At 62.3% G+C, this 26278-nt stretch carries 20 protein-coding genes, 2 pseudogenes and 1 riboswitch; of the genes and pseudogenes, 9 read left to right on the top strand and 13 right to left on the bottom strand.

Annotated features, from left to right (window positions below; translation table 11 throughout):
- Nucleotides 1–34 precede the first annotated feature (34 nt).
- The 3 genes from ACYVOC_RS17485 to ACYVOC_RS17475 all read right to left on the bottom strand — a co-directional run bounded on the left by ACYVOC_RS17485 (nucleotide 35) and on the right by ACYVOC_RS17475 (nucleotide 4208).
- On the bottom strand, nucleotides 35–2449 hold the full coding sequence (locus ACYVOC_RS17485) for a Tex family protein (protein ID WP_461162619.1): 2415 nt from the start codon (nucleotides 2447–2449) through the stop codon (nucleotides 35–37).
- A 128-nt stretch (nucleotides 2450–2577) separates the two neighbouring features.
- The gene (locus tag ACYVOC_RS17480; RefSeq protein ID WP_461162618.1) at nucleotides 2578–3438 is read right to left on the bottom strand and encodes a sensor histidine kinase; all 861 of its coding nucleotides are present in this window, start codon (nucleotides 3436–3438) and stop codon (nucleotides 2578–2580) included.
- 47 nt (nucleotides 3439–3485) lie between these two features.
- The gene (locus ACYVOC_RS17475) at nucleotides 3486–4208 is read right to left on the bottom strand and encodes a LuxR C-terminal-related transcriptional regulator (RefSeq protein WP_461162646.1); all 723 of its coding nucleotides are present in this window, start codon (nucleotides 4206–4208) and stop codon (nucleotides 3486–3488) included.
- Nucleotides 4209–4947: 739 nt separating this feature from the next.
- Here ACYVOC_RS17475 and ACYVOC_RS17470 point away from each other — a divergent pair.
- The 7 genes and pseudogenes from ACYVOC_RS17470 to ACYVOC_RS17440 all read left to right on the top strand — a co-directional run bounded on the left by ACYVOC_RS17470 (nucleotide 4948) and on the right by ACYVOC_RS17440 (nucleotide 12463).
- On the top strand, nucleotides 4948–5967 hold the full coding sequence (locus ACYVOC_RS17470; protein ID WP_461162617.1) for a hypothetical protein: 1020 nt from the start codon (nucleotides 4948–4950) through the stop codon (nucleotides 5965–5967).
- A gap of 76 nt (nucleotides 5968–6043) precedes the next feature.
- The gene (locus ACYVOC_RS17465; protein WP_461162616.1) at nucleotides 6044–6454 is read left to right on the top strand and encodes a hypothetical protein; all 411 of its coding nucleotides are present in this window, start codon (nucleotides 6044–6046) and stop codon (nucleotides 6452–6454) included.
- A 298-nt stretch (nucleotides 6455–6752) separates the two neighbouring features.
- Nucleotides 6753–8486, top strand: coding sequence for a DUF4384 domain-containing protein (locus ACYVOC_RS17460; RefSeq protein ID WP_461162615.1), 1734 nt, complete (start codon nucleotides 6753–6755; stop codon nucleotides 8484–8486).
- Nucleotides 8487–8580: 94 nt separating this feature from the next.
- Nucleotides 8581–9819, top strand: a complete 1239-nt coding sequence (locus tag ACYVOC_RS17455) for a tetratricopeptide repeat protein (protein ID WP_461162614.1) — start codon at nucleotides 8581–8583, stop codon at nucleotides 9817–9819.
- 356 nt (nucleotides 9820–10175) lie between these two features.
- A pseudogene (locus tag ACYVOC_RS17450) lies at nucleotides 10176–10349 on the top strand (IS1380 family transposase); the annotation flags it as partial.
- Nucleotides 10350–10578: 229 nt separating this feature from the next.
- Nucleotides 10579–11598, top strand: coding sequence for an SEL1-like repeat protein (locus ACYVOC_RS17445; RefSeq protein WP_461162613.1), 1020 nt, complete (start codon nucleotides 10579–10581; stop codon nucleotides 11596–11598).
- A 253-nt stretch (nucleotides 11599–11851) separates the two neighbouring features.
- Nucleotides 11852–12463 carry an Lcl C-terminal domain-containing protein gene (locus ACYVOC_RS17440; protein ID WP_461162612.1) on the top strand — a complete coding sequence of 204 codons (612 nt, stop codon included), beginning with the start codon at nucleotides 11852–11854 and terminating at the stop codon, nucleotides 12461–12463.
- Nucleotides 12464–12469: 6 nt separating this feature from the next.
- On the opposite strand, the gene ACYVOC_RS17435 is transcribed toward ACYVOC_RS17440, so the two are convergent.
- Nucleotides 12470–15628 (bottom strand): bifunctional diguanylate cyclase/phosphodiesterase, encoded by a 3159-nt coding sequence (locus tag ACYVOC_RS17435; protein ID WP_461162611.1) that lies wholly within the window; start codon nucleotides 15626–15628, stop codon nucleotides 12470–12472.
- Between the two features lie 188 nt (nucleotides 15629–15816).
- Nucleotides 15817–15963: riboswitch (yybP-ykoY riboswitch) on the top strand.
- A gap of 129 nt (nucleotides 15964–16092) precedes the next feature.
- On the opposite strand from ACYVOC_RS17435, the gene ACYVOC_RS17430 reads away from it, so the two are divergent.
- Nucleotides 16093–16671 carry a TMEM165/GDT1 family protein gene (locus ACYVOC_RS17430; protein WP_461162610.1) on the top strand — a complete coding sequence of 193 codons (579 nt, stop codon included), beginning with the start codon at nucleotides 16093–16095 and terminating at the stop codon, nucleotides 16669–16671.
- Between the two features lie 223 nt (nucleotides 16672–16894).
- Here ACYVOC_RS17430 and ACYVOC_RS17425 read toward each other — a convergent pair whose 3' ends face one another.
- The 4 genes from ACYVOC_RS17425 to ACYVOC_RS17410 all read right to left on the bottom strand — a co-directional run bounded on the left by ACYVOC_RS17425 (nucleotide 16895) and on the right by ACYVOC_RS17410 (nucleotide 20046).
- The gene (locus ACYVOC_RS17425) at nucleotides 16895–17437 is read right to left on the bottom strand and encodes a methylated-DNA--[protein]-cysteine S-methyltransferase (protein WP_461162609.1); all 543 of its coding nucleotides are present in this window, start codon (nucleotides 17435–17437) and stop codon (nucleotides 16895–16897) included.
- Nucleotides 17438–17502: 65 nt separating this feature from the next.
- Nucleotides 17503–18408 (bottom strand): SDR family oxidoreductase, encoded by a 906-nt coding sequence (locus ACYVOC_RS17420; RefSeq protein WP_461162608.1) that lies wholly within the window; start codon nucleotides 18406–18408, stop codon nucleotides 17503–17505.
- Between the two features lie 226 nt (nucleotides 18409–18634).
- A complete protein-coding gene (locus ACYVOC_RS17415) occupies nucleotides 18635–19573 on the bottom strand; it encodes a glutathione S-transferase family protein (RefSeq protein ID WP_116003811.1) in 939 nt (312 codons plus the stop codon).
- Nucleotides 19570–20046 carry a GNAT family N-acetyltransferase gene (locus ACYVOC_RS17410; RefSeq protein ID WP_461162607.1) on the bottom strand — a complete coding sequence of 159 codons (477 nt, stop codon included), beginning with the start codon at nucleotides 20044–20046 and terminating at the stop codon, nucleotides 19570–19572. Before ACYVOC_RS17410 ends, ACYVOC_RS17415 begins: the two co-directional genes overlap by 4 nt.
- Nucleotides 20047–20209: 163 nt before the next feature.
- Between ACYVOC_RS17410 and ACYVOC_RS17405 the strand changes: the two are divergent.
- Nucleotides 20210–20333: pseudogene (locus ACYVOC_RS17405) on the top strand (IS110 family transposase); the annotation flags it as partial.
- Nucleotides 20334–20367: 34 nt separating this feature from the next.
- On the opposite strand, the gene ACYVOC_RS17400 reads toward ACYVOC_RS17405, so the two are convergent.
- From ACYVOC_RS17400 to ACYVOC_RS17380, 5 genes are all read right to left on the bottom strand, one after another.
- Nucleotides 20368–21384, bottom strand: a complete 1017-nt coding sequence (locus tag ACYVOC_RS17400) for an NADP-dependent oxidoreductase (protein ID WP_116003809.1) — start codon at nucleotides 21382–21384, stop codon at nucleotides 20368–20370.
- Nucleotides 21385–21493: 109 nt separating this feature from the next.
- Nucleotides 21494–21946, bottom strand: a complete 453-nt coding sequence (locus ACYVOC_RS17395) for a PaaI family thioesterase (RefSeq protein ID WP_461162606.1) — start codon at nucleotides 21944–21946, stop codon at nucleotides 21494–21496.
- 5 nt (nucleotides 21947–21951) lie between these two features.
- Nucleotides 21952–22743 (bottom strand): SDR family oxidoreductase, encoded by a 792-nt coding sequence (locus tag ACYVOC_RS17390; RefSeq protein ID WP_461162605.1) that lies wholly within the window; start codon nucleotides 22741–22743, stop codon nucleotides 21952–21954.
- 241 nt (nucleotides 22744–22984) lie between these two features.
- Entirely contained in the window at nucleotides 22985–24823 is a 1839-nt protein-coding gene (locus ACYVOC_RS17385) for an acyl-CoA dehydrogenase (RefSeq protein WP_461162604.1), read from the bottom strand.
- Nucleotides 24824–24980: 157 nt separating this feature from the next.
- Nucleotides 24981–25883, bottom strand: a complete 903-nt coding sequence (locus ACYVOC_RS17380) for a BRO-N domain-containing protein (protein WP_461162603.1) — start codon at nucleotides 25881–25883, stop codon at nucleotides 24981–24983.
- Nucleotides 25884–26278: the final 395 nt, after the last annotated feature.

Genomic DNA, 26278 nt, shown 5'->3' with positions numbered 1-26278 from the left:
GTGGGATTGAAATGGATTATGTACCCTGCGCCGCTTACTGTTTTTTCGCCTGTTGCAACTTCGCAAAGGCCGATGCCATGGCCGACTGCTGCACCGATTCGGGCGCCCGGCGCTGCGGCTGCTGGTAGCCGCGCCCTGCCCCTTCATACCGGTTCTCGCGTGGAGCGCCCCGGTCACCACTTTGGCGCGGCGGTGCCTCGCCCAGCTTCATCGACAGGCCGATGCGTTTGCGCTCGACATCCACCTCCATCACCTTAACCTTGACGATGTCGCCGGTCTTGACCACTTCGCGTGCGTCGGTCACAAACTTGTGCGCCAGCTGGCTCACATGCACCAGGCCGTCCTGGTGCACACCCAGGTCGATGAAGGCGCCGAACTGGGCCACGTTGCTCACCGTGCCTTCCAGAATCATGCCTTCCTTCAAATCCTTGATGTCTTCCACACCGTCATTGAAGCGCGCCACCTTGAAGTCGGGGCGCGGGTCTCGGCCGGGTTTTTCCAACTCGGCCAGGATATCCCGGGCGGTAATGACGCCAAACTTCTCATTGGCAAACAGCTCGGGCTTCAAGGTTTTGAGCATATCCGCGCGGCCCATGATCTCGGCCACAGGCTTGCCCGTCGTCTGCATGATCTGCTCCACCACGGAATAGGTCTCCGGGTGCACGCCGGTCATATCCAGCGGATTGTCGCCACCCCGAATGCGCAGGAAGCCCGCACTTTGCTCAAACGTTTTTGCGCCCAGGCCGCTCACCTCCAGGAGCTGCTTGCGGGTCTTGAACGCACCATTGGCCTCGCGCCAGCGCACCACGGCCTTGGCCACACTGGCGGACAGGCCCGACACGCGGCTGAGCAGCGGCACGCTGGCCGTGTTCAGGTCCACACCTACCGAGTTCACGCAATCCTCCACCACCGTGCCCAACGTACGGGCCAGCTCGCTCTGGTTCACATCATGCTGGTACTGGCCCACGCCAATGCTCTTGGGGTCGATCTTGACCAGCTCGGCCAGCGGGTCCTGCAGGCGCCGCGCAATGCTGGCCGCGCCGCGCAGGCTCACGTCCACATCAGGCATCTCTTGCGATGCGTATTCGCTGGCGCTGTAGACGGAGGCACCGGCCTCGCTGACTACTACTTTTTCGATAGCTGCTCGCGCTTTACCTGTCTGCGTTACAGGCACTTTTTCCATTAATTTAATCAACTCGGCCGCCAGCTTGTCGGTCTCGCGGCTGGCCGTGCCGTTGCCAATCGCAATCAGGTTCACGCCGTGCTTTTCGGCCAGCTTGGCCAGGGTGTGCAGCGAGCCTTCCCAGTCGCGGCGCGGCTCGTGGGGGTAGACGGTCGCGGTTTCCACGAGCTTGCCCGTGGCGTCCACCACGGCCACCTTCACGCCAGTGCGAATGCCCGGGTCCAGCCCCATCACCACACGCGGTCCCGCGGGAGCTGCCAGCAGCAGGTCGCGCAGGTTGTCGGCAAACACCTTGATCGCCACCTTCTCAGCCTCGTCGCGCAGGCGTGCAAACAGGTCGCGCTCGGTCGAAAGGCTCAGCTTGACGCGCCAGGTCCAGGCCACGCACTTGCGCAGCAGGTCGTCGGCAGGGCGCCCCGCATGGCTCCAACCCAGGTGCAGGGCAATTTTTCCTTCGGCCAGGCTCGGTTTGCGCGGGTCGGGCGGGGATGTGGGATGCGCCTGCGGCTCGGGCTGCACCAGCTTGGCTTCCAGCATCTCCAGCGCCCGGCCCCGAAAGACCGCCAGCGCACGGTGCGAAGGCACCCGGCCAATCGGCTCGTCGTAGTCGAAGTAGTCTCGAAACTTGGAAACCTCAGGGTCGTTCTCGTTCTTGCCTTCCACTTTTTTCGCTGCCAGCAGGCCTTCAGCCCAGAGCCATTCGCGCAGGCTTTGCACCAGCGCCGGGTCTTCGGCCCAGCGCTCTGAAAGGATGTCACGCACGCCATCGAGCACGGCGGGCACCGTCGAAAAGTCCGCGCCCGGCTTGCCATCGTCCAGCACTTCAGGGGGCTTGGTAAACGCGGCCGCCTCCACGGCCGGGTCGAGCGAGGGATCAGCAAAAAGCCTGTCGGCCAGCGGCTCAATGCCAAATTCCTTGGCGATCTGGCCCTTGGTACGGCGCTTTTGCTTGAACGGCAGGTAAATGTCTTCCAATTCCTGCTTGGTCGGCGCAGCAGCAATGGCGGCGCGGAGCGGGTCGGTCAGCTTGCCCTGCTCGTCAATGCTCTTGAGTACGGTAACGCGGCGATCCTGCAACTCGCGCAGGTAGGACAGGCGGGCTTCCAGCTCACGCAGCTGGATATCGTCCAACCCGTTGGTGACTTCCTTGCGGTAACGGGCAATAAAGGGCACCGTCGCTCCGCCGTCCAGCAGTTCGACGGCGGCGACCACCTGCTGTTCCTTGATTTTGATTTCTGCGGCCAGTTGCCGGATGATCTGCTGCATGGGCTGCTGAGGTTTCAAAACACGAAGCGCGCGAGTGTGCCATAGCTGCAAAACCGGCGGTACTCTGTCTCCAAATCATTCGTGTCGAGGCGCGAAGCCGCAGACAGTGCTGTAGCACGGCAAGGCGATCAACTGAAGAACATCTCCCTCGCGTCAGACTGCCAATAGCCACGCGCCTCCAGGCGTACCCGCGTACCGCCGCCTTCAGGGGTTTCCAGCGCAAGGTGCAGCCCTGCCTGTTTTGCCCTATGGCGCATGGCTTTCATGCCCTGGCCATGTCCACTATCGACGGCATCCAGGCCTGCGGGCAATCCAACGCCGTTGTCGCACACTTCAAAGCACCATATCCCCCGATTCGGCTCGTGCATCATCGTCACCTGGACCTGCGTGGCCTGTGCATGGTGCACGACGTTACCGAGTGCCTCCTGCATGATGAAAATAATCTCGGACGCTTTGGGGCCCTCGGGCAACGACACATCATCGGGCGACTGGACATTCCACTCGAGCCTGACGCCCCGGCACTCCAGCAAAGGTTCGATACGATGGCGCAGCCCGGCCAGGCGTACGATGAGCGGCTCGTTGGACATGGCCATCGCGTCTACGGCCATGCGCAGGCCCAGCATGCACAGTTCCAGCTCCTGCAAAATACGAAACTCTTTCGGATTGCGTGCATCGAGCATGGCCATCGCGGCCACCAGTTGCAAGCCAATACCGTCATGCAGGTCCCGTGCAATGCGGTGGCGTTCGGCCATCACCTCTGGGCTGGCCCGCTTGCTGCTGCGGCGGTTCCGGGACAAAGCGCCCTCAAATCTTTGCCAGATCACCGGACCTCGAAACAACACCGTCGCAAGCAATGCCGCTTGCAGCGCCAACATGTAGTGGGCACGCTCCCGCAATAGCAGGTAGATGGCGAGAACAATCAAGAACAGTTGTACGCACCAGATCGCCGTGCAATACATCGCTTGGCGGCGATTGCGACTTAGGAACATGGCGGTCAACCTTTCACCAGACACACTGCCAGCGCGCGCCCAACACGCTACAACAAGCCCCACAGCGATGCGAAACGAACGGCCTGCGCGCGCGTTCGTACCTGCAGCTTGCGGTAAATGTTGCGGATGTGCGTGTTGACAGTCATCGGACTGATCAAGAGTCGGGAAGCAATCTCGGCACTGGTGAAGCCATTGGCCACCATGCGCAGGATTTCCTTCTCGCGCACAGACAAATGCTCCGCCACATCAGGCTCACGTTTCATGGACTCTGCGGCGTGGGCGTGATCAAAGCGGTGCAGCAGCCGCCGTGCCAAATTGGGGGTGATCGACGCACCGCCATTGGCCACTTGCAAAACTGCCTGCAAGTAGTTGCCGAACCAGCAGTTCTTGCCCAAATAGCCTGCTGCACCGAGCTCAAACGCACGCAGCACCTGCTCATCGCTTTCCATCACCGAAATCACTACAGCCTGGGCCTGTGGGCGCACGAACCGCAACGATTCCAGCAATTCGAAACCCTGACCATCTCCGAGGTTCAGGTCAACCAGCAGCACGTCGAATTCATGCTGTTTGATCGCCTTGCGCCCTTCACGCACACTGGATGCCTGTGCCACCAACAAGGTGCGCGAGTCGCCCATGAGTTCTTGCGCAATCACCCGTCGGATGTGTTCATCGTCGTCAACGAGCAGCACCCGCACCGGCTTGGCTTCTTGGCCCATCATGAAGTCAGGCCACACCGATGGGGCGTTGTTGAACGTGGAAAAAGGCCCCATGTGTGCCACCTCGGGCGGGCAAGGGACGGGCGGATTGGCGCTGGTTTGCAAACTAAGGTTCACGACAACAACTCCTTAAAACGGCCGGTCAGCACACTCATACGACGTCGGCGGCGTCCACCAATACAGCCACATACGTTGCTGCAACAAAAGCCACGCCTCTTGCCATGTAATTCGCCGCATGCCTGACCATTGCTGGAACCAATAATGGCCCAAATGGGCGCAAAGGGGTTGTCGAATTGAGAAACCACAGCCAACAAAACCACGACAGGGTTGACTTCTCGCCATTTTTAGGCCGCATGACCAGGCGATGGGCTGCAAATGCGGGAAGAAATGTCCCTATTCAAGCCGGTTTTGCTTTGACGTTGCAAGTCGAAAACCTCTCAGAACACATTGCAACAAATAATGAGACGAAATAGTGAAGAACACAGATGCCGTTGCGTTTGTTGCAGGTCGTTACTACCGAACATTCGTACCTGCCAAAACGCTTTTTGACCCCTGCACTGGCTCAGCAACAGAGGCACTCCATCAGCTACACCGCACGCAGATCTATCGCATGCGCTAACCCGTTTGGTGGATTGGCGCAATTTGGCACACCACACACACTGAAACCAGACAGCGCTGAAACGCGCGGCTCCCCCAACAGGGATCAGCCCACGATTCGACACTGTCAGGCGGCTGCAACGCAGATTCCCTGTCAATGCAGCCTGTGTAGCTGTGCAATCTCGAAGGAACTGTCATGAAAAAGCTTGCTCTGTTCACCCTCACCGCTCTCGCATCTGCGGCAGCCTTGGCTGACCCCGCTTCCCTCGCGGCGGCCAAGATCGAAATCAGCGGAACGTCGATCCAGCACACCGGCGTCGACAGAGGTGCGACTGTGTCCAACACAGCCAACGCCTACGCCACTGCCGTCCAGAACCTGTCGAGCAACAAGGGCGACATCACCATCGCGGGCCGTTCGGAACAGACTACCGAAGTGAACTACGGCGGTAGGGTCATGAACACGGCCACGAACCCTGGGGACGTCGCGGTTCAAAGCCTTGCGTCCAACGTGGGCAAGGTCGAGGTCAAGAAAGGCGGGTCGTCCAAACAGGAGGCCAACATCAGCGGCTCTGTGACAAACACAGCCGCCGGCGCCGGATCGGTTGGCGGATGCAATGGTGTGGACTGCAAGGACGCTGCCCTGGCCGTGCAAAGCCTGTCCAGCAACGTAGGCAACGTAACGATCGCTGGTGAGAGCACCCAAAGCACCACTGTCGTCGGCGGTGCCGTGGACAACAAGGCCATGGGTGCGGGAGCCGTCGCGATTCAGTCGCTGGCCACCAACATCGGTACCGTAGCGATTGATGGCAAGAGTCATCAGGCGGTCGGTCTGCTGGGGACCACCGTCACCAACTTCGCCAATGGCGCTGACACGACCGCAGTGCAAAACCTGGCCAGCAACTACGATGGTGTGAAGATCAAGAGTGGGGGCCAATCTGACCAAACCGTCACCGGCCTCGGTGGCACCATCAGCAACGAAGCCACGGGCAGGTACGCTCAGGCCTTCCAGAATCTGTCGTCCAATTTTGGCGACGTGACGATCTCCGGGACTTCCAGTCAGTTCACGCACGTCAGCGGCATCGTGATGAACAAGGCCAACGGCGTCAGGAGCCTCGCGGTGCAAAACCTGTCGTCCAACGACGCCTGCGATCCGCCTAACTTCAAACTGCCTGACTGCCCTACCGGCTACTGCGGCTGGGGCAGGAACAGCCTCTGATGCGCTGCCACAGGCCTTGGTCGGCTGAAATCGGCCAAGGCCCATTTGCCAACTGGCGAACACTAGGAGAACCACCATGAAACGCAAATCCGCAAGCGCGATGGGCAAGCTCATCGTGGTCATGCTGGCCGGCGCAACCACTTGCGCCCTGGCGGCACCGGGTGAAGATCCTGTGCACATCAACGGCAAAGTCAGCTACCTGCAAATGCCAACGGCCCCGCGGTCTTTATCGAGTGGCATCGTTTACAAAACCGGCATGCCGGACGACGCCAAGGCCAAGATCGCGCACTACGTCGCCAAGTCGTTCTCGGCGAATACCGACGGCATCAAGACCGAGAAAGACGTGGTGTCGAGTGTGCAGACCAACAGCCTGGGCGGCGTCACCTGCGTGCAGACGGTGCAGCCCAGTGCGCCCGGTGCGGGTGCCACCATGGGCCAAGACCAGGTGGTCGTGATCCGCGGTGACCTGGTCAACATCTGCAATTGACCTGCACGTGAAAGCCCACAACCCACAATCCTTATCAAGGTTCTTGTCGGTTGTTTTGAGGGCTGCGTTTAACTAGATTCCGAACGGCGTTGCCTAAGGCGATGCTGAATAAGTCACCGCGATGATGCGCGCCGTGCATCGGGATGGGATGCAAGGCGCAAACCGCATCCATAGCCGCAGCTATGGCGAGGATTTGCAACGCCGCAGACCGCCCGAGGTACGGATGCGCAGCGCGTGAGGGACTTGTTCAGCATTGCCCTAAGCAGCAACACAACAAGATCGACACAAGGGGAAGGTCATGACCAAACGCAGTGCAACCCCGGGTTCAGAGCGTCGCCCAGCGCATGGGACTCGCCACTGGCTGGCGGCCACCCTGGCCACTGCCGCCCTGCTGGCGGGCTGTGCGACGCCCCTGGACGCGCGCAAGGACGCCGAATACCAGCGGCACGCCTCGGTGGCCGACCGTCCGGTGGTGCGCCCGGTGCGATCCGTCTCCAGTTTTTCCGAATCGCTGGTCTGCATGGACCGCATGCTGCGTGAGGCGCAACTGCCCACCACGCTGATCACCAGCAAGCAATTCATCGATTTCTCTGGCAAGGTGCCCGTAGCGACCAAGGAGATGATCACCACCTCCCTGTCGCAGATGTCGCGCTTGAGCAATGCCTTCCGCTTCGTCGACTTCGAGGTTGATATCGCGCGCCAGGACACGGTGCAGAACCTCACGACGATCCTGCTCAACAACAACCAGATGCAGTTGCAGCGCCCCGCGCTGTATGTGTCGGGTGCGATTGCCTTTGTCGACCAGAGCGTCACCAACAACAGCATGGACGCGGGCGTCTCGGGCGCGCGCGTTGACCTTGGCTACAGCCGATCGCGCAGCGCCACGATCATCGGTCTCGAGGTTCACTTGGGCGACTTTCGCACGCGCACCCTCATTCCCGGCATCGATTCGGCCAACGAGGTAGTGACCGGCGGCGGCGGCGAGGGACTTGACGTGGGGGGGCGCATCGGCACCTACGGGGTGAAGTTCAACGTCGGGCGCGACTATGCCATTGGCACTGGCGCCGCAATGCGCACGCTCGTCGATCTGGCGATGATTGAAGTCGTTGGAAAGTGGGCCCGCGTGCCCTATTGGCAATGCCTGACGCTGGATCAGGCGCATCCGCACTTTCAGCGGGTAATGCACGAGTGGTACAACGAAAGTGGTCCCGACGGGCAATTCAATCTGGTCAAGGCCTCGCTGACCAGCCAGGGCTATCTGCCGCGCGAATCGGAAACCCTCTCGAACAACCACCCCATCATGCGTCGTGCGCTGGCCAGGTTTCAGGCCGACCGGGGTTTGACGGTGAGTGGCACCATCGACTTTCCGACCTACGAGGCGGCGTTGAATCACTTCGTCGCGTTGGCTGAGGACGGCTCGCTCACCCGCATCGGCTGGAACAGCAGCGGACGCGAGACAGTTGCGGCTGCCGACGGCACCACCGCGACTACGCTTGGGCTGGCCACTGCCCAACCCTGGACGATCAACTTACAGATCGAGAATCCGCAGCCGGCCGGCGAGCTTCCTGCATTCACATCAGGCGAGCAAATCTTCCTGTCGACCACGGTCTCGCACGCCTCGCACCTGTACTGCTACTACGCCGACAGCGCCGGGTGGGTGATGCGATTGCTACCCAACGGGCTGCAACCCAATTCGCTGGTGTCAGCCAACCAGGCCATCCGTATCCCGGACTGGATGGCGCCCAACCCCGGCTTCATCCTTGAGGCGGGCAGCCCTGGAACCGAAGGCGTGATCTGCGTCGCCACGCAAGAAGACGTCGCGCCCAAGCTACCCACCGAGATGCAAGTGCCCGCGCTGACCCTGATGAGCGGTGTGCAGGGAGCGCAAGGAGTGTTGGAACGTTTTACCGCAGTGACTGGGAAAAACGGCCTGACCTCGCAATCGATCCAATGGATCGTGCAGCCACGCCGCCCACCGCCACCACCGTCACCACCTGCCCCGGCGTTGCCTCAACGGCGACCTGCAACGTAATGGCGTGACAGCAGCCACGGGTTCGGCACCGTTCGCCCCGTGGCATTGAATCACGCAGCCGACTGAGCCGTATCACCAGGAAGCCAGACCTCCTATGAAACCCTGCACCCGCATCACGAGACTTGCGTCCTTGGTACTGGTAGTGCTGGCCGCCACCGGGCCGAGCGCAGGCGCCAGCGCACGTACGCGAGCCACCGTCATTGCCCAGGTGCAAATGCCCTCGCCCAAGCAGGAGCACATTGATGCAGAGCCTGCCACAGTGCCGTACATTGAATCGGCACCGGCGACGATGCCGAGCATCGACCCCAGGCCACTCGACGATCAGCCAAGCATCGTTGCCCCGCCAGTCACGAAAGACTCGCTCACCACGCACGACACGCAGCAGGCGCAGGCGGTCGATCGTGAGTTGCGGCGCCTGCTGCGTACCGCAGAGGCGCCACGCACGATCGGCAGCACCACGCAGTCGGCCCAGGCCGCCTGGACGCTGGGCTTGATATACCTGCACGGCGCGGGTGTTCGGCGCGACACGGCGCTGGCGCAGCGCTGGTTCGAGCAGGCGGCGCGTTTCGGGCGTGAGCCCTGGGCCTACGCCGGGTTGGCCTGGTGCTACCTCGACGGCTGCACGGGGCCTCCCGACCCCATGGCCGCTGCGCGTGCCATCGATCAGTTGCGCCCGCGCCACCGCGCGCGCGCCGACTTCCTGCAATGGGTGCTGGCCATGCGCCAGACGCCGCTGCAGGTGGCCAAGCCAGGAATGAATCAGGATCAGGTGCTGGAGTTGCCCAACCGCCCGTTGCTCGAGAAAGCCGCTGCGGCCGGCGACATGCACGCCAACATTGAGCTGGGTATGGACGCCGTCACCAACGAGCGCTTTGAGCAGGCCGAGCAGTACTTTCGCCGCGCCGGCCCCCAGTCGCAGGCCGCACAAAAAAACCTGCAGCAGTTGGCCGCACGCGGCAACAGCCCGATCACGGCGCCACAGAAGTCGCCGCTTACCGCGAGCGCCGCAGAGGCGCTGACGACTGCGCGCAAATACCACCGGGGCCAGGGCGTCCCGTCGAATTTCACAGAGGCGATTCGCTTTTATCGGCTGGCCGACCAGCGCGGCAGTGTGGAGGCGCGGCGCATGCTGGCCCTGATTTATTCCAGGCCCGCGCCCGGTGGCAGTATCGACCCGGGCTGGATGCAGCAACTTGCCCAGGTCGACCTCGCCACGACCATTCCAACGATGGGGGTGCTTGGTACCACGCATCTGCTGCACCGCGAGCCGACCCCTTTGTATGACTTGATGCCGGTGTTTTGGCGCGATCAATTGACCCAGGTCGAACGTTGATGTCTGCACCGCTTCGCAGCGCGCGAGGATGGCGCCAGCCGAACGTCGGACGTTTCTCTCTCTGGTGAACGCACCCAGCCTGGAGGAGGATGCACTGATGCGCGGCGAGAACATCGGGGGCCGCCCGCCTGACCCGAATATTTCACGCAAATGCGTCGGTGACCCTGCCCGAAAGCGCGTTGTCATTGGCATCTGATTCCATTTCCAAATCATTCGTGTCTAGGCACGAAGCCTACGATCAGTGCTGCAGCACGGCAAGGCAAAGCAACAACGACACGGGTGATTTGGAAATGGAATGACGCCAACCACAACACAGGACCGCCAAGCCAAACTGTACCGAAGAAGAGGAGCCGCACATGATTGAATTTGGCAAACTGGGCAGATGCGTTGTAGAGGGCTGTTTTGACGGCGGCAGCATGACAAGCGATGGCGAGGTGATGCTGCTGGGGGCCACTGACCGCAAGCTCGGCCTGCTGCAGGCGGCGGCACGCTACATTGCCGTCCCGCGCAACCCGCTGTTGACAGCGCACGAGCGCCGGGGTGATGACGCGACTGGAATAGGGCCAGCAGGGCAGCAACTCCAACTGGCCCAGTGCCGACATCTTTGCGCAGGCCATGCGCCAGTTGCACACGCCCTTGTGTGGTGCAGCGGGGCATTGGCCTTCACCGTGGGCACAGCGCATGCCCAGGTTCGCTCGCAGATCACACAGGTGAACCCGCCGGTTGACCGCTCCCTGCTGAGCGCGTTCTCCCCCCTCAATGCCGGTCTCAGACGATTCGGCGCAGGAAAAAGCCATGGAAAAGCTGCGCTCCACCGCCCAAAGCACCCCAGTGCCGCCAGGTCGCAAAGGCAGGCCACCGGCCGACATAGCAAGTGAGCCTTCACCGAAAGAAGCCGCTTGGCTATTAGGCTTGCTTGCCCTGCACGGCAAAGCCATGCCGTTCGATCCAGTGCAGGCACAGCACTGGTTTGAACGCGCCTACCTTCTGGGCAACCCTCTGGCCGCCGCTGGTCTGGCCTGGTGCCAGATGGACGGCTGCGGTGGCACACCCAACCCCGAACTGGCGCGCACCTGGATCGACCGGTTGCGCAAAGTGGCGCCCGGCCGTGCGCTTTACCTGGAATGGGCCCTGAATACTCAGCTCGCAGCGCTGGAGATTGCACAGCCCGGCCCCCTGCACCAGACACCGCCCAACGCCCCCATCAGGTTCCGCGACTTGCTGCTGCGCGCAGCCCAGGCCGGCGACAGCAACGCACTCAACGAACTGGGACTTGAAAACCTGGCAACAGGGCGATTCGATCTGGCATTGCGGCAATTCCAGGCGGCCGCACGACAGTCGGACGCTGCCGCAAACAACGCACGCCTGCTGACCGAGCGCATAAAGTTAGCCAAGAAACCACCCGGAGCAGGAAGCCAAACGGCCAGCGCATGGTGGCTGCAAGCCCGCAGGTACCACCGGGGTGAAGGAGTCCCCGCCAACTTTACGGAAGCCATGCGCCTGTACCAACTGGCGGCCGCCCATGGCAGCCGGGAAGCCCGGCACATGCTGGAGCTGATCTCTTCACGCCCCGGCCCCCAGGGAGGGATCGATATTGCCTGGATGCAACAATTGGCAATGATGGAGACTGGGCCAGACGGCACCTTGCTGCCGAGCACATCGCCCGCCAGATCGCCTTTGTTCGGGCGCGACCCCACTCCGCTCTATGACTTTCTACCCAAACACTGGCGCACCGCGCAACACGCAGCCGTGGCACCCGGTGAAGGCGAACACCCCTGAGTGCCTGCAGGGACAGGACCGGCATACCGAGCACTTGATCCATGATGGTGAACCAATCAGCGCCAGTGCATTCGGATTTTGATCGGTGATGCCACCGCTCCACATGCGGCAAAAGCGCAGTACGAGCGCCTGGCACAACCGCCCTGGCTTTCCACCAGGCTTGCAACAGCGTGCCGCGCCGGTACCATCGGTCCACAGAACAACAGGATCGCCGTCCTTGCGCGGCGCACCCCCTACTTGCTGGAGCACCGCCATGAAATTCATCCGACCGACCTGCCACACATGGCTTGCCTGCCTGGCAGCCCTCGGCTTCGCTTCGGCCGCCTTGGCTCAAGAACAGGCAGCAGCATCAGTCACCGCGGCGCCCGCCCCGGCGCGCATGCAGCTCTCAGAAGACGGCACCCTGGTGATCGACAAGCGCTCCAAAGTGGCCTGGGCACGCTGTGTTGAAGGCACGCACTGGAACGGCAAGACCTGCGAAGGCCTGCCCTTGCTGTTCGACCGGGCCGAGGCCATGGCCACAGCCGCCGCCCGCAGCAAGGCCGAAGGCGTTGCGTGGCGCCTGCCCCGCGCCAATGAATTGCGCCATCTGGTGAATAAAAGGGCTGTACCCGCGGGGGTGGACTTGGCGCTGTTTCCTGCAGCGCCCGGCACCTGGCATTGGTCCAGCTCCACCCGTGTGCACACGGGCCGCATCAACACGTACAACTACGGCAGTGTGATGCACGGCAGCGGGGGCGGCACATCCAGCCACCTGGGATCGTTTCGCAATGGCTGGGCGGTAGACATGTCCTCCGGCGAAGCCAGCGGCGACATTGCCAAGAGCAGCCGCCTGCCCGTTCGGCTGGTGCGACCCTATCAATGAGGGTGCCTATAAATCGTGCACCGGCTGGATGGGGCCCCCGGGCCGTTGGATTCCGCTCTGGAGCAGGCGCCCCATCTGGTCGGCGGGCACCGGGCGGCTGAACAGGTAGCCTTGCACCTGATCGCACCCTGATTTTTCCAGGAAATCGCACTCCGCCACGGTTTCTACGCCCTCGGCGATCACGGTCAATTGCAGGTTGTGCCCCAACTGGATGATGGCCCGCACGATCGAGGCACCATCAGTGCCCATCAGCATGTCGCGCACAAAGGTCTGGTCAATCTTGAGGGTATCGACGGCCAGCCGCTTGAGATACGACAGGCTGGAATAGCCCGTTCCAAAGTCGTCGATGGACAGCTTCACCCCCATCGCCTTGAGGCCCTGCAGCGTATGAATGGTCGATTCCACGTCCTGCAGCAAAATGGATTCGGTGAGCTCCAGCTCCAGGCAGGCGGGTTGCAGGCCCGAAACGGCCAAGGCGTCAGCCACCATCTCCAGCACGTTGCCGCGTTTGAATTGCAGGGCCGAAAGGTTGACGCTCACCACCGGCGGCTCGGGCAACAGGTCTTGCCATTGGCGGGCCTGGCGGCAGGCCTCGCGCAGAACCCACTCGCCCAACGGCACGATGTGCCCACTGCGCTCGGCCAGGCCAATGAACTTGCCAGGCGGCAGCAGGCCATCGGTGGGGTGCAGCCAACGCACCAGCGCCTCCACTCCAACAATGCGGCCACTGGCCAGATCGATCTGGGGCTGGTAGTGCAGCAAAAATTCGCCCTGGCGCAAGGCATTGGCCAGGCCGCCGGTCAGGTGAATCTGCTCCAACATGCCGTCGTTCATTTCGTGCGAGAAGAAACGGCAGGCGTTGCGACCGGCTTCCTTGGCGCTGGCCACGGCCGCATGGGTGTGTTTGAGCAGGGTTTCGAAATCATCGCCATCGGCCGGATACAGGCCGATGCCCACGGAGCACGAAACATTGAGCGGACGGCCATTGATCTGAATCGGTTCGGTCAACGCATCACGGATCGCATTGCCTACGCCTGCCAGGGCTGGGGCATCAAAGAGGCCCGCCAGCAGCACCACGAACTCATCACCGCTCATGCGGCTGACAGTGGCAGAAACAGGAACGCACTGCTGCAGCCGCTCGACCACCTTCACGATCACCTGATCACCCACGGCATAGCCCAGGCTGTCGTTGATCTGTTTGAAATGGTCCAGATCAATGTACAGCATGCCAATCCGGCGCGGGTTGCCCTGAGCCACCCGCGCAGCATGCTCAAAGCGGTCCCGCAGCAGCAGGCGGTTGGGCAAATGGGTCAGTGGGTCGAAGTTGGACAAGAACTCCAATCGCGCCTTGGTCTGGGCATGCTCGCTGCGGGTGCGTAAAGTGGCAATGCCATACGCCAGATCGGAGGCCAACTCCATCAACAGGCGCAGTTCATCGGAATCAAAACAGTCCTCCTCCGCCGAATACAGTGCCAGCGAACCGATGACACCGGCATTGCAGACCAGCGGCAGGGCCGCACACGAGCGCATGCTGCGCTGGTCCGTCTGCTCGCGCCACAGGGCCATGCGCGGATCGCTCTTGATGTGATCGATGGCGCACGGCAGGCCCGTGCGAATGGCGGTGCCCACAGGCCCACGGCCGTGCGGTTCATCGGCCCAGGTGACGGGCAGGTTGTGAAGATAGCCATCGTGGTCCCCCGATTGGGCCATCACCTGCACGGAGTGCGCCGCATCGTGCACGGCATAACCCACCCATGCCATGAGATAACCGCCCCGCTCCACGCACAGGCGGCAGACTTCTGCCAGCAGGCTGTGCTCCTCCTCGGCATGCACCAAAGCTGTGTTGCAGTCACTCAGCAGGCGCAGGTCCCGGTTGGCACGCTCCAGAGCCAGTTTGCCTTGCAGGCTCACGGTAACGTCCTGCACCGTACCAAGGGAACGCAGAGGCTGGCCCGCTGCGTTGTAATGCGTTTCGCCCCGCTCATGGACATGCTTGACCCGGCCATCAGGCATCAGCAGGCGATGGGTGATGTGGTAGGGCTCCCGGCGCTGCACGGATTCGGAATACGTTTTGCTGACGCTGTCGCGGTCGTCGGGATGAATGACACCGAGAAAAACCTCATAAGACGGCGGCTGCGTGGGGTCGAGCTCGAAAATCGCGTAGGTTTCATCCGACCACGCCAGCTGGCGGGTTGCCAGATCCAGCTCCCAATGGCCCAGAACGGCCAGCCGCTGGGCTTCTTTCAAGCGCGCTGCATTGCTCTCCAATTCAGATTGTGTGCGGATGCGCTCGCTCTCCATTGCCTGAAGTTGCGCCTGCGATTGCGCCAGCCGCGCCATCACGCTGCCGCTCGCACTGTGCGCCAGCACCAGCGATCCGCTGAAATCACCCTTGCCCAGGCGGGCGATCTGCGCCTGCACCTCATCGACCGACCCACCCATGACGCTGCGCAGAGCCTTTGAGGTACGGTAGAGCATGAACGCCAGTGCAAGGCCCAGACCGATGAAGATCCACCGCATGGCCAGGGCATTGCGCTCGGCCCGCGCCACGGCGGCCAAGGAGCGCTCCATCACCAGGGCGTGGAATTCTTCAATCGGCGCCATGATGGCCGCCTTGGCCGAGATGTAAGCCGCATCGTGCAGCATGGCGCGGGCCCGCGCATGGCTGGCCTCGGCATTACTGCCCTGGTCCTGTCGCAACTGCATGGCTTCGTGCTCGGTGCGGCTCAGTTGGTCGGAGAGCGATTTGGCCTGGGCCAGCAGGGAAAATTCCTGCTCGGTAAAGCCAGCATCGCGCATCAGATCCAGCAAGGCGACCGCAACGCCGGGCGGTGCCGACAAATCCACATCGGAGGGCACGTCGAAGGAGACCACGCGGTCGCGCGGGGGCCTTGGCTTGCGCCCCTCACGAATCTCCAGCAAGGATTCGTAGTGGCGCTGGTACAAGCCATCGCCGGTCATCACGGCCATGCGTGCCAGGCGGGTGAGGTCGTCGGTCGAGCGGCGCATTTCGTCTGCCAGGTGCAGCGAGCGCAGACGTTGCCCATTGGCCGCATCGATGGCTTTCTCGGAAACGACATAACCCCCAAATGCCGCCACCATGGCCAGCAGCACAGCCAGCGTGTACCAGATGTGGCGGGTAAAGGTGGAGGTAGTCCGTTGCATGGTCAAAATCAGGGCAATAACCATTGTAGGGTTGCTGCCTTACCGGATAACAAGACTTCATCATGAGGGCGCAACGCTCTTTTCCGGAGCAAAACCAACCCCTTCGATCAACGACAAAAGGCGAATCTGCGCCCAGCCGATGTATCGCCCTCGCAGCTCTGCAATGGACGGGCCGCCACCGCTATAATTTTCGGGTCATTGGGGAGTAGCCTCTCTTCGCATCGAAGAGGCTTACGTCAACATACTTGACCCACCGGTCATGGCGTAAGCGGTCTCTGATTCCATTTCCAAACCATCCGTGTCGTTGTTGCTTGGCCTTGCCGTGCTACAGCACTGATCGTAGGCTTCGCGCCTAGGAATGATTTGGAAACAGAATGCGCTTGGCAAGACCTTTGACCACCACGCCTCCGATTGGCCGGGGATGCGTGGTGGTCAATCGTCTGTAAACCGGCCTGGAAACATTGATGGAATCCCTCCTTGTCTCGACCGGAGTCGTCGCCCTTGCTGAAATTGGCGACAAAACCCAACTCCTCGCCTTCATCCTCGCAGCCCGCTTCAAAAAGCCTGTCCCAATCATCCTCGGCATCCTGGCTGCTACCGTGGTCAATCATGGCCTCGCGGGTGCTCTCGGGGCCTGGATCACTGCGGTGGTCAGTCCCGAGATCATGCGCTGGGCTTTGGGCCTGTCGTTCATCGGCATGGCCGCCTGGACCATGATTCCGGACAAAATTGAAGACGAGGAAGCACAGATCGCCCAAAGGTTTGGCGTGTTCGGCGCCACCTTGATCACCTTCTTTCTGGCCGAAATGGGCGACAAGACACAGATCGCCACGGTCGCTCTGGCCGCGCATTACGCGGCACCTTTGATGGTGGTGATCGGCACCACCCTCGGGATGCTGATTGCCGATGTGCCTGCCGTGTTCGTCGGCGACAAGCTCGCGTCAAAAATCCCGATGAAGCTGGTGCATACGATAGCCGCCGCGATTTTTGCGCTCCTTGGGATCGCGACCCTGCTCGGGGCGGGATCAAAACTCGGGTTCTAGTTCGATTTCTAAACCATCCGTGTCGTTGTTGCTTCGCTTTGCCGTGCTACAGCACTGTCTGCGGCTTCGCGCCGAGACACGGATGATTGGGAAACAGAATGAAACACACGCCTGGGCGGCCTCCAGCCTCTTTGGGGCCGACAGCCGTCCCATGAGAAACGCTGGCATGCGTTGCGCAAGGGAGGAACAGGGGAGAAATTGCCACGCCCCGTGCAAAGGCGTTTTAAAAAAGCTGCCCGTCCTGCGCAGCAAAAGCAGCTTCAGTGGCCAGCATGCGCAGCTTGGTGGCTGCGCCGCCGTGCGCAGAAAAACCGCCTGGCCGTTGCCCCGCTGCCAGCACGCGGTGGCAGGGCACCACCGGCGCAAAGGGGTTAAAACCCAGCGCCTGTCCCACCGCGCGGGCGAGGTGTCTGTCGCCCAGCTCGGCGGCAATCTCGCCATAGGTGCGTGTCTGGCCTGGGGGGATGCGGCAGGTGATGGCGTACACACGGCGCTGGAAGTCGGTGAGGCCGCCCATGTCCAGCACCAGGGCACTCAGGTCGTGCGGCTCACCTGCCAGCAGGGCCGCAATCTGGGCCATGGCGGCGCGCACCTCGGGCGGGGGGGCTGCTTCTGGCAAGGGGCCGGCATAGCGCAGCAGGCGCGCACGGGTGCCTGCTGCGTCCTGCTCGGGCAACTGCACCGCAGCAATGCCGCGTGGCGCCCAGGCGATGCCGCAAACGCCTATGGCGGTTTCGAACAAAGCATGGCCTGCCAACGTGCTCATTACTATGCTTTCAATAGCTTCTAACGCTTATTCCATGAGCGTTAGCAACTATTTTCACCCATATTTCAGTTGGCACGCAACTGTGCACGCAACTGCACGCCCAACTCGGGCTTGTCGGCAAAGGGGTCGGTGGGGTTGCGCGCCTGCAGGATGTCTTCCATGCGCGTCTGCACGGCGCCGATGGCTTTGGGGTGGCTGTAGATATAGAACTGGCCCGCACCCACGGCATCGAACACCTTTTGCGCCACCTCGGCGGCGGTCACCTTGCCCGAACTGACCGCCTTGCCAATCATGGCCTGGCCGATGAGCTGGCTCTTGGTGGGCTTGCCCGACTGCAAGGCATCCGGTCGGTTGCGATGGCTGTCGTTGATGCCCGTGGCCACAAAATAGGGGCAGAGCACGCTGGCGCTGACCTGGTCCGTGACCAGCGAGAGATCCTGGTACAGCGTTTCGCTCAGACTGACGACGGCGTGCTTGCTCACGTTGTAGATACCCATGTTGGGCGGCGCCAGCAAACCGGCCATGCTGGCCGTGTTGACGATGTGGCCACGCCAGGCCGGGTCTTTGGCGGCAGCGTCGAGCATCATGGGGGTGAACAGGCGCACACCATGCACCACACCCATGAGGTTGACGCCCAGCACCCATTCCCAGTCCCTCACCGAGTTTTCCCACACCAGGCCGCCGGCACCCACGCCAGCGTTGTTGAACACCAGGTGCGGCGCACCAAAGCGCTCCTGCACATCCAGTGCGAGCTGCTCCATCTGCGCAGCGTTCGACACATCGACCTTGCGTGCCAGCACCTGGGCCCCTGCGGCCTGCATCTCAGCGGTGGCGGCGTCCAGCGCGTCCTGCTGCACATCGACCAGCACCAGGTTCATGCCCAAACGGGCGCCAATGCGCGCGCATTCCAGCCCAAAGCCAGAACCCGCTCCCGTCAGAACCGCGGTCTTGCCTGTAAAATTTTCGATCATGTGATGTGTCTCCTTCAGTTGTTGATGATTCAGGGCGTCGTACTTGAAACGGGCGCCGCCCAGGCCAGCGACCGCTGCGCAAGGGCTGCCCCGCTGCGTTGGCGGTGTCTCCCTTCCTGGCGTAGCCGAGAGAAGGGGCTGAGAGCCGCGGCTCCAAGCCTGCCTGCGCAGGCTTGGACGGCCTCAAAGAGCTGCCGCGTCAGGCGGCTGCACGGAGCGGCGTATCTCAGGAGGTTGCCTTCTTTAGTACATAACCAATGCGGGGAAAATGCACATTGACGGTGCCTGCACGCGGGTCTTCGCGGCGCAGGATGTAGCGCGTGCGGGTGGCGGCCACCAGCGTGCCCTGCGTGGCCTCGGGGCCAAAGCTCTCGGGCGCCACGGTGACTTCGCTGCCCAGGGCAATGCCATGTTCGTCCTGGAACACATCACTCATGTGCGGCAACGGCTCGGCACCAGCGGCCACGGTGATGGCGTCCTGGGCGGTGAACCGCTCCATGCGGCCATGGCCCAGTGCGGCCATGCGATCCATCCATTCGAGCACGGCGGGCACATGGTCGAACACATCGGCCACCGACGGCGTGCACACGCGCGTAAACCACAACGGGTGGTAGGCGGCAAAGTCGGCCACACAGGGCGCAATGCCAAACAAAAAGTCGTGTTCTTCGACCATGTGCGCGATGCGCCGCAGGTAGGAGCGGTAGGCGGGCGCGGCATCCTGCGTGCGCAGGCGCGTCATGTTCACGCTCATGGCCTTGCGGTCTTCGGCAAAGGCCGCCCCGGCCTCGGGCGGCAGCTTGGCGAACAGCGCGGCCACGCCCTTGGGCTGCATGTTGTAGGCCATGGCCGTCCAGAACAGGGTGCTGTCGGCCCACTGGGCGAACACGCGGGAGACGCCCTTCAAGTGCGGCGGATACAGCACGGGCTCGGGTTGCTTGTGGTCCAGCACCTCGCAGATCAGGCTGGTATCGCAGTAAATGTCGGCGCCGATCTGCAGGATGGGCGTGCGCCGGTAGCCGCCCGTCAGCGCCACCACATCGGGCTTGGGCATGACGCTGGGGATGATGACGGACTTCCAGGGCAGTTGCTTGAAGCCCAGCACCATGCGGATTTTTTCGGCAAATGGCGACGCGGGGTAGTGGTGCAGGATGAGTTCTGTGCTCATGGTGTCTCCTTGGCAAGGGCTGGCTCTGCGGGGCGCAGCATTTCAATGTGGGGAATGGCATCTTCCAGGTAGGGCGCGCCCACCGGCGCAAAACCGAGCGCCGCATAAAAATCGTGCAGATGCGCCTGTGCGCTGATGCGCACCGCCCTGCCCGGCCACGCTTTGGCGCAGCACGCCAGGCCCTCGGTCATCAACGCACGGCCCAGGCCCTGGCCACGGGCCTCGGGCGCCGTCACCACGCGGCCAAGGGAGGGCTCGGCAAACTTGACGCCAGGGTCTACCACGCGCAGGCAGGCCTGGAGCTGGCCCGCAGCGTTGTAGCCCAACAGGTGCCAGGCCTGCTTGTCGGCGGCATCCGGGTCCTGGTAAGGGCCTTGCTCAAGAATGAACACCCGGCACCGCAAGGCCAGCGCATCGTGCAGGGCGTGCACGCCCAGGTCATCAAAGCGCTTGCAGGTCCAGCTCAACGTCATTGCAATGCTCCACTACGCTGCGCTGCAGATCAATTCACGCCCTGCGAATCTGGCACGACCCAATACCAGGGACGCCGCGCAAGGGCCGCCACGAGATGGAAATGTCGTCTGCACTCCGGGCGCTGGCCTCGTCCCCCTTCCCGGCGATAACCGAGAGAAGGGGCTGAGGGCCGCAGGCAAGCTGCCCAAGGTGGCCTTGGTCGCGTGCATGCGCAAGCATGCTGACCATGCTCAACGCCATGGTCAGAACAGGCAAACCTTGGGATGCTTCGCTTCATAGGACTTGACTTTGAAGACGGTTACTCAGGGGGTTGTTCATGTTCATACCAACTTGACGACCTGCTTGCCGAAGTTCTTCCCCTTGAGCAGGCCAAGGAACGCCTCGGGCGCTGCGGCAATGCCTTCGGCCACGCTCTCGCGCGGGCGCAGCTTGCCGGTGGCCACCAGCGTGCCCAGCTCGGTCAGCGCCTCGGGCCAGACTTCCATGTGCTCGCTGACGATGAAGCCTTCGATCTTCAGGCGGTTCACCAGGATGAGCGCCGGGTTTGCCATGGGCAGGGGCGCGCCGTCGTAGCCGGCGATCATGCCGCACAGCGCGATGCGGCCAAAGGCGTTCATGCGCAGCATCACCGCGTCCATGATCCAGCCGCCCACGTTTTCAAAGTAACCGTCAATGCCCTTGGGGCAGGCTTCCTTGAGCGCTTTGCCCATGGCCTTGCCGTCGCTGTGTTCCTTGTAGTCGATGCAGGCGTCAAAGTGCAGTTCGTCTACGGCGTATTTGCATTTGTCGGGGCCACCGGCAATGCCCACCACGCGGCAGCCGCGCGCCTTGGCCAGGGCGGCAAAGGCGCTGCCCACCGCGCCGGTGGCGGCGCTGACCACCACGGTATCACCCTCTTTCGGCGCAATGATCTTCACCAAGCCATACCAGGCCGTCACGCCGGGCATGCCGACGGCGCCCAGATAGTGCGACAGCGGCACGTGCGTGGTGTCCACCTTTTTCAAGGAGCCGGGTTGGCTGGCGTCCACTACGCTGTACTCCTGCCAGCCGCCAAAACCCACCACTTTGTCGCCCACGGCGAACTTGGGGCTGCGGCTCTCGACCACTTCGCCTGCCGTGCCGCCCTGCATGACTTCACCCAGCGGTTGGGGCTGGGCGTAGCTCTTGGCATCGTTCATGCGGCCGCGCATGTAGGGGTCCAGGCTCAAATAATGGTTGCGCACCAGGACCTGGCCGTCCTGCAGCGTGGGGGTATCGGTGGCGACCAGTTTGAAGTTGCTCGCCACGGCTTCGCCCTGTGGGCGGTTGTCGAGAAGAATCTGTTGATTGCGGGGCATGGAAGCACTCCTGAAAATGATTACTATAAATTTGATAGCTGCTTTCGCAATACCATCAAGCGCTAGATGCCAATTTGACCTGAAATAGATACCGTGGGCAACGGCAAGGTCAATCGGTGGCAATGGCGCGCAGCTCGTTCACGCTGCCCGGCCCGACCGGCAGGCGCCGCACGTACTTGAAGGTGCCGGTGGCGTGGGTGCACGGCCGCCCTTTGGCGTCGAAGACCGTGGCTTCGGTGAAGGCCATGGTGGCCGTGCGGTGGATCAAACGCCCTTTGGCCACCAAGGGGCCCTGCGCGGCTTGCATGAAGCTGGTCTTCATCTCGATGGTGACCACACCCAGCTCGGGCGCCACGCTGCGCGCTGCCGTGGCCATGGTCACGTCGAGCAGCGTCATCGAGGCGCCGCCATGCGTCACGCCAAACGAGTTGAGGTGCTCAGGCCGCGCTTCGTAGTGCAGCTCGGATGCACCGTCCTGCATGCACACCAGTTCGAAACCCAGCAGGTTGACGAAAGGGATTTCAACGCCAAACCCCAGGCTGGACTCGGCGGCCGTGGCCATGCTGGTCAGCCCCCGACCAGTGCGCTCACGCCGCCATCCACGGCCAGGTACTGGCCGGTGATGTGCTTGCCTGCATCCGAAGCAAACAACGCGCACAGGCCCTTGAGGTCTTCATCATCGCCCAGGCGTCCCAGAGGGGCATGGGCCGTCAGGTTTTCTTCACCCAGGGTCTTGAGCAGGCCTGCAGTCATCTTGCTCGGGAAGAAACCCGGGCAGATGGCGTTGACGCGGATGCCGTACTTGCCCCATTCCCCTGCCAGCGTGCGCGTGAAGTTGATCACCGCCGCCTTGGAGGTGTTGTAGGCAATGGTGTTCATGCCTTGGGGGTTGCCGCCCAAACCAGCAATCGAGGCCACGTTGATGATGCTGCCGCTGCGCTGCCCGATCATGCTGTGCTTGGCCACGTACTGGCTCAGCAAGAAGTAGCCGCGTACGTTCAGGTTCATGACCTTGTCCCAGGCGTCCAGCGGGTGGTCTTCGGCCGGTGCGCCCCAGGTGGCGCCAGCGTTGTTGACCAGGATGTCGATGTTGCCCATGCGCTCCATCGTCTCGCGGGCCAGGCGGTGGATTTCAGCCTCTTGGGCGCAGTCCGCCGCAATCCAGCGGGCATCAATGCCCGCGGCCTGCAGTTCGGCGGTGGCCGCTTCCAGGTCCGCAGCCTTGCGCGAACTGAGCATGATTTTGGCTCCAGCCTCGCCCAGCGCATGCGCCATTTGCAGGCCCAGGCCGCGCGAGCCACCGGTGACGAGTGCAGTTTTTCCCTTGAGGTCGAACAATTGCTGGATGGTACGGGTCATGTTGTTGTCTCCTGAAGGTTGAATAAGCCGGGTCAGACCACAGCGGCTGCCCGGCATAAAAAAAGATTGTGCGATGCCGTTACTGCAAAACCTGTCGCCTGCGCGATTGGTACGCCCAGCACGGCAACGGAACACAGGCCTGTGCACAGGGCATGGTATTCAAACCTGCCTTGGGCCACTGCGCTGCCCACATCGCGGCTTCAAGCCGTGGGGGACACCAATCCCTGCGCACTGCTGCGGCTCAAAAAGCATTTTCAGGCAGGTTGGCGCAGGTGGCGTCGCGGCGACTCACTACCTGCAGCCAGGCGCCGATTTTCGGTAATTCGTAATGGTAAAAATAGCGTGCAGCGCCCATTCTTCCTGCGCTGGCAGCTATTGAAAGCATAGCATCCGAGCGTAACGTAGCCAGGGCTACGTCGAGCCAGGTCCAGGCCAGCACGGTATGGCCAAAAGCCTGCATGTAGGGCACGGCGTTCGCCAGCGCTTCGGTGGGGTTACTGGTGGCCCAGGCGGCCTGCGTGGCGCTGCCCACCTGCTGCAAGGCGTCGCCCAGCGCAGCCGCATACCCTGCCAGTTCAGGCACGGCAGCGGCCTGGGCCATGGTGGCCTGCATGCGCCCGGCCAGCAATTGCATGCCCCGGCCGTTTTCCATCAGCACCTTGCGGCCCAGCAGGTCGGCCGCCTGGATGCCGTGCGTGCCCTCGTGGATCATGTTCAGGCGGTTGTCGCGCCAGTACTGCTCCACCGGAAAGTCGCGCGTGTAGCCGTAGCCGCCGTGGATCTGGATGGCCAGCGAGTTGGCCTCCAGGCAGAACTCGCTCGGCCAGCTCTTGGCGATGGGCGTGAGCACTTCGAGCAGCAGGCGCGCCTCGTCGGCGGCGTCTGGCGCACCGGTATGCTGTTCGTCCACCAGGCGGGCGCAGAACAGGTTGAGCGCCAGCGCGCCCTCGCCATAACTCTTTTGCGCCAGCAGCATGCGCTTGACGTCGGCGTGCTCGATGATGCGCACCTGGGGCTGCGCGGCATCCTTGCCGCCCTGCCCCACGGGTCGGCCCTGCGGGCGGTTCTTGGCGTAGTCCAGGCTGGCGTAGTAGCCCGCCAGGCCCAGCATGGTGGCAGCCATGCCGATGCCGATGCGCGCCTCGTTCATCATGTGGAACATGCACGCCAGGCCCTTGCCGGGCTGGCCGACCAGGTAGCCCACGGCGCCGGGCTGGCCGTTCACCGGGTACTTGCCCTCGCCAAAGTTGAGCAGCGTGTTGGTGGTGCCGCGCCAGCCCAGCTTGTGGTTCAGGCCCGCCAGCGCCACATCGTTGCGCACACCCGTGAGGTTGCCCTCCAAATCGACCAGCTTCTTCGGCACGATGAACAGCGAGATGCCGCGCGTGCCGGGCACCAGTTTGCCGTGTTCGTCGGGAATCTTGGCCAGCACAAGGTGGACGATGTTCTCTGACAGCTCGTGCTCGCCGGAGGAAATCCACATCTTGTTGCCGGTCAACCGGTAGCGCGCGCCCAGCGGATCAGCCTCGAAACCAGCTCCATCGGGCACGGCGCGTGTAGCGACGTCGCTGAGCGATGAGCCCGCCTGCGGCTCGCTCAGGCACATGGTGCCCGAGAAGCGCCCCGAGAACTCGTTGAGCGCGAACACCTTCTTCTGCACATCGGTGCCGTGCACCATCAGCAGATTGGCATTGCCCGCACTCAGCAGGCTGGAGCTGATGCTGATCGACGCCACGGCAAAAAAGGCATTGGCCGCCGCGTCCACCGTGTAGGGCAACTGCATGCCGCCAATGTCGTAATCCTGCGCCGCGCTGAGCATGCCCGAGGCGGCGTAGGCGTCGTACGCATCCTTGGTCGCCTGCGGCAGGATCACTTTTTCGCCGTCGAAATGCGGCTCCTGCGTGTCCACCGTGCGATTGAACGGCGCGTACTTCTCGCGCGCGATGCGCTCGCAGGTGTCGAGCACGGCATCAAACGTCTCGCGCGAATGGTCGGCAAAACGCTCGCGTGCGCTGAGCGATTCGGCCTGGAGCCAGTTATAGAGCAGGAAATCAAGGGTGGAGCGGAGGGAGGTCGTCATGCCCAAATTATGGGTGGGGCACCCGGACAGGCATGTCAGATGCGCGACGCGGCCGGGGGATGCTGGCGGCTGTGAACGGGCCCGGCGGCCTTTTCGCCCAGCAGGAAATCAAAGCCTTCGTCGCCGCTCTCATCGATGCAGACGATGAAGCTGGCTGTTATTTACGCGCTTTGGGCTTTGCGGGCGGGGCTGGCGTAATGTCTGCCAACAGATCGGACGTGGTTGGCGCGGGCAGGTAATTGGCCTTGCTCACCACCTTCTTACCCGTCTTGGCCTCCAGCGCTTTGCGGGCGTTACCGGCAATTTTTCCGCCTTCTTTGGCGGAAGTACGGTTTTCATCAAAGCCCACAGCATCGCTGCGGCGGGCAATCTCGGTGGTGCTGGCTTCACCCAGCATGGTGAAGATCAACTCCAGATCAGTCATGTGGTCGCGCAGGTTGTTGCCCGTCTTCACAACGTCCAAGCCCTTGATCTGGCTGTGCTCGCCAGGCGTCACGCCAAAAGTAGCGCGGGCGATTTCGGCGGTGAGTATCGAATACTCCCTTCCCTCCGCCACGCCCCGCGCCTTCCACTCGTCGGTCAGCTCCCCACGAACGGAGATGGAACGCAGGCGCTTTTCAATCCATGCCTGCGGGTAGCCCTTGGCCTGGTACAGCTCGCGCGCACGAGCGCTGGCCAGTTCGGGGTTTTCGATTTCCTTCACCCGCTCGTAGCCCACCTGCGCCAGCCAGCGTTTGAAGGGTTCGGCCTTGGGCGACGGGATGGACTGGATGATGCGGAAAAGGCCTTCGGTGTTGGCGCAATTGGTTTCGCGCATCTTGCCGTCTGGGGCCAGTAGCGCAAGGGGGGTACAAGTTGTACCCCAGTTGGCATCAAGCGCCGCATCACGGCTGCGCATCTTTTTGATGTACTGCCGAGGGTCTGCTGAATCGGTCAACACCACAATGACATCACTGAGTGCAAACCACCATTCCTCGTTGTGCCAGACGCGGCGGATGGTGGTTTCCTGGAATACCGCGATGTGGTTTGCGGGTTCGGTGGCGTTGGTTGCTTTCTTCATGGCAGAGTTACCTTGCATTCACTATGGTTTTCATAGCTGCTTTCGCTTATTCCACAGCTGCTAAAGGCTGATTTGGCATGAGAATTTCGCCACATAGCAACTACGAAAGGCACTTCTCCAGCTTCCTCTTTGTAGAGAGGGGTCACGTTGTCTAGGTCGTGCGGCATTGTTGCAGAACGGCCCGGTGGCAGGCGGGCTTGCCCCCAGAGCGGGGGAAGGCTGGAGCGGAAGGGCTGCTGCAACGGTTGCTACCGCATGGAGTTTGAGTGTTTTTGGCCTCTAGCTCTTATGGGTAAAGCGCTAGCAGCTATTGTTATTGAAGCAAATGAATCGCCCCGGGTTTTGAGGAGGCTCTTTTCTCTGAGAGGATTGAGCCATGAAGAAGTCAAACAAGT

The organism is Simplicispira piscis (assembly GCF_054783455.1).
This window is presented reverse-complemented; position numbering and strand designations above follow the sequence as displayed.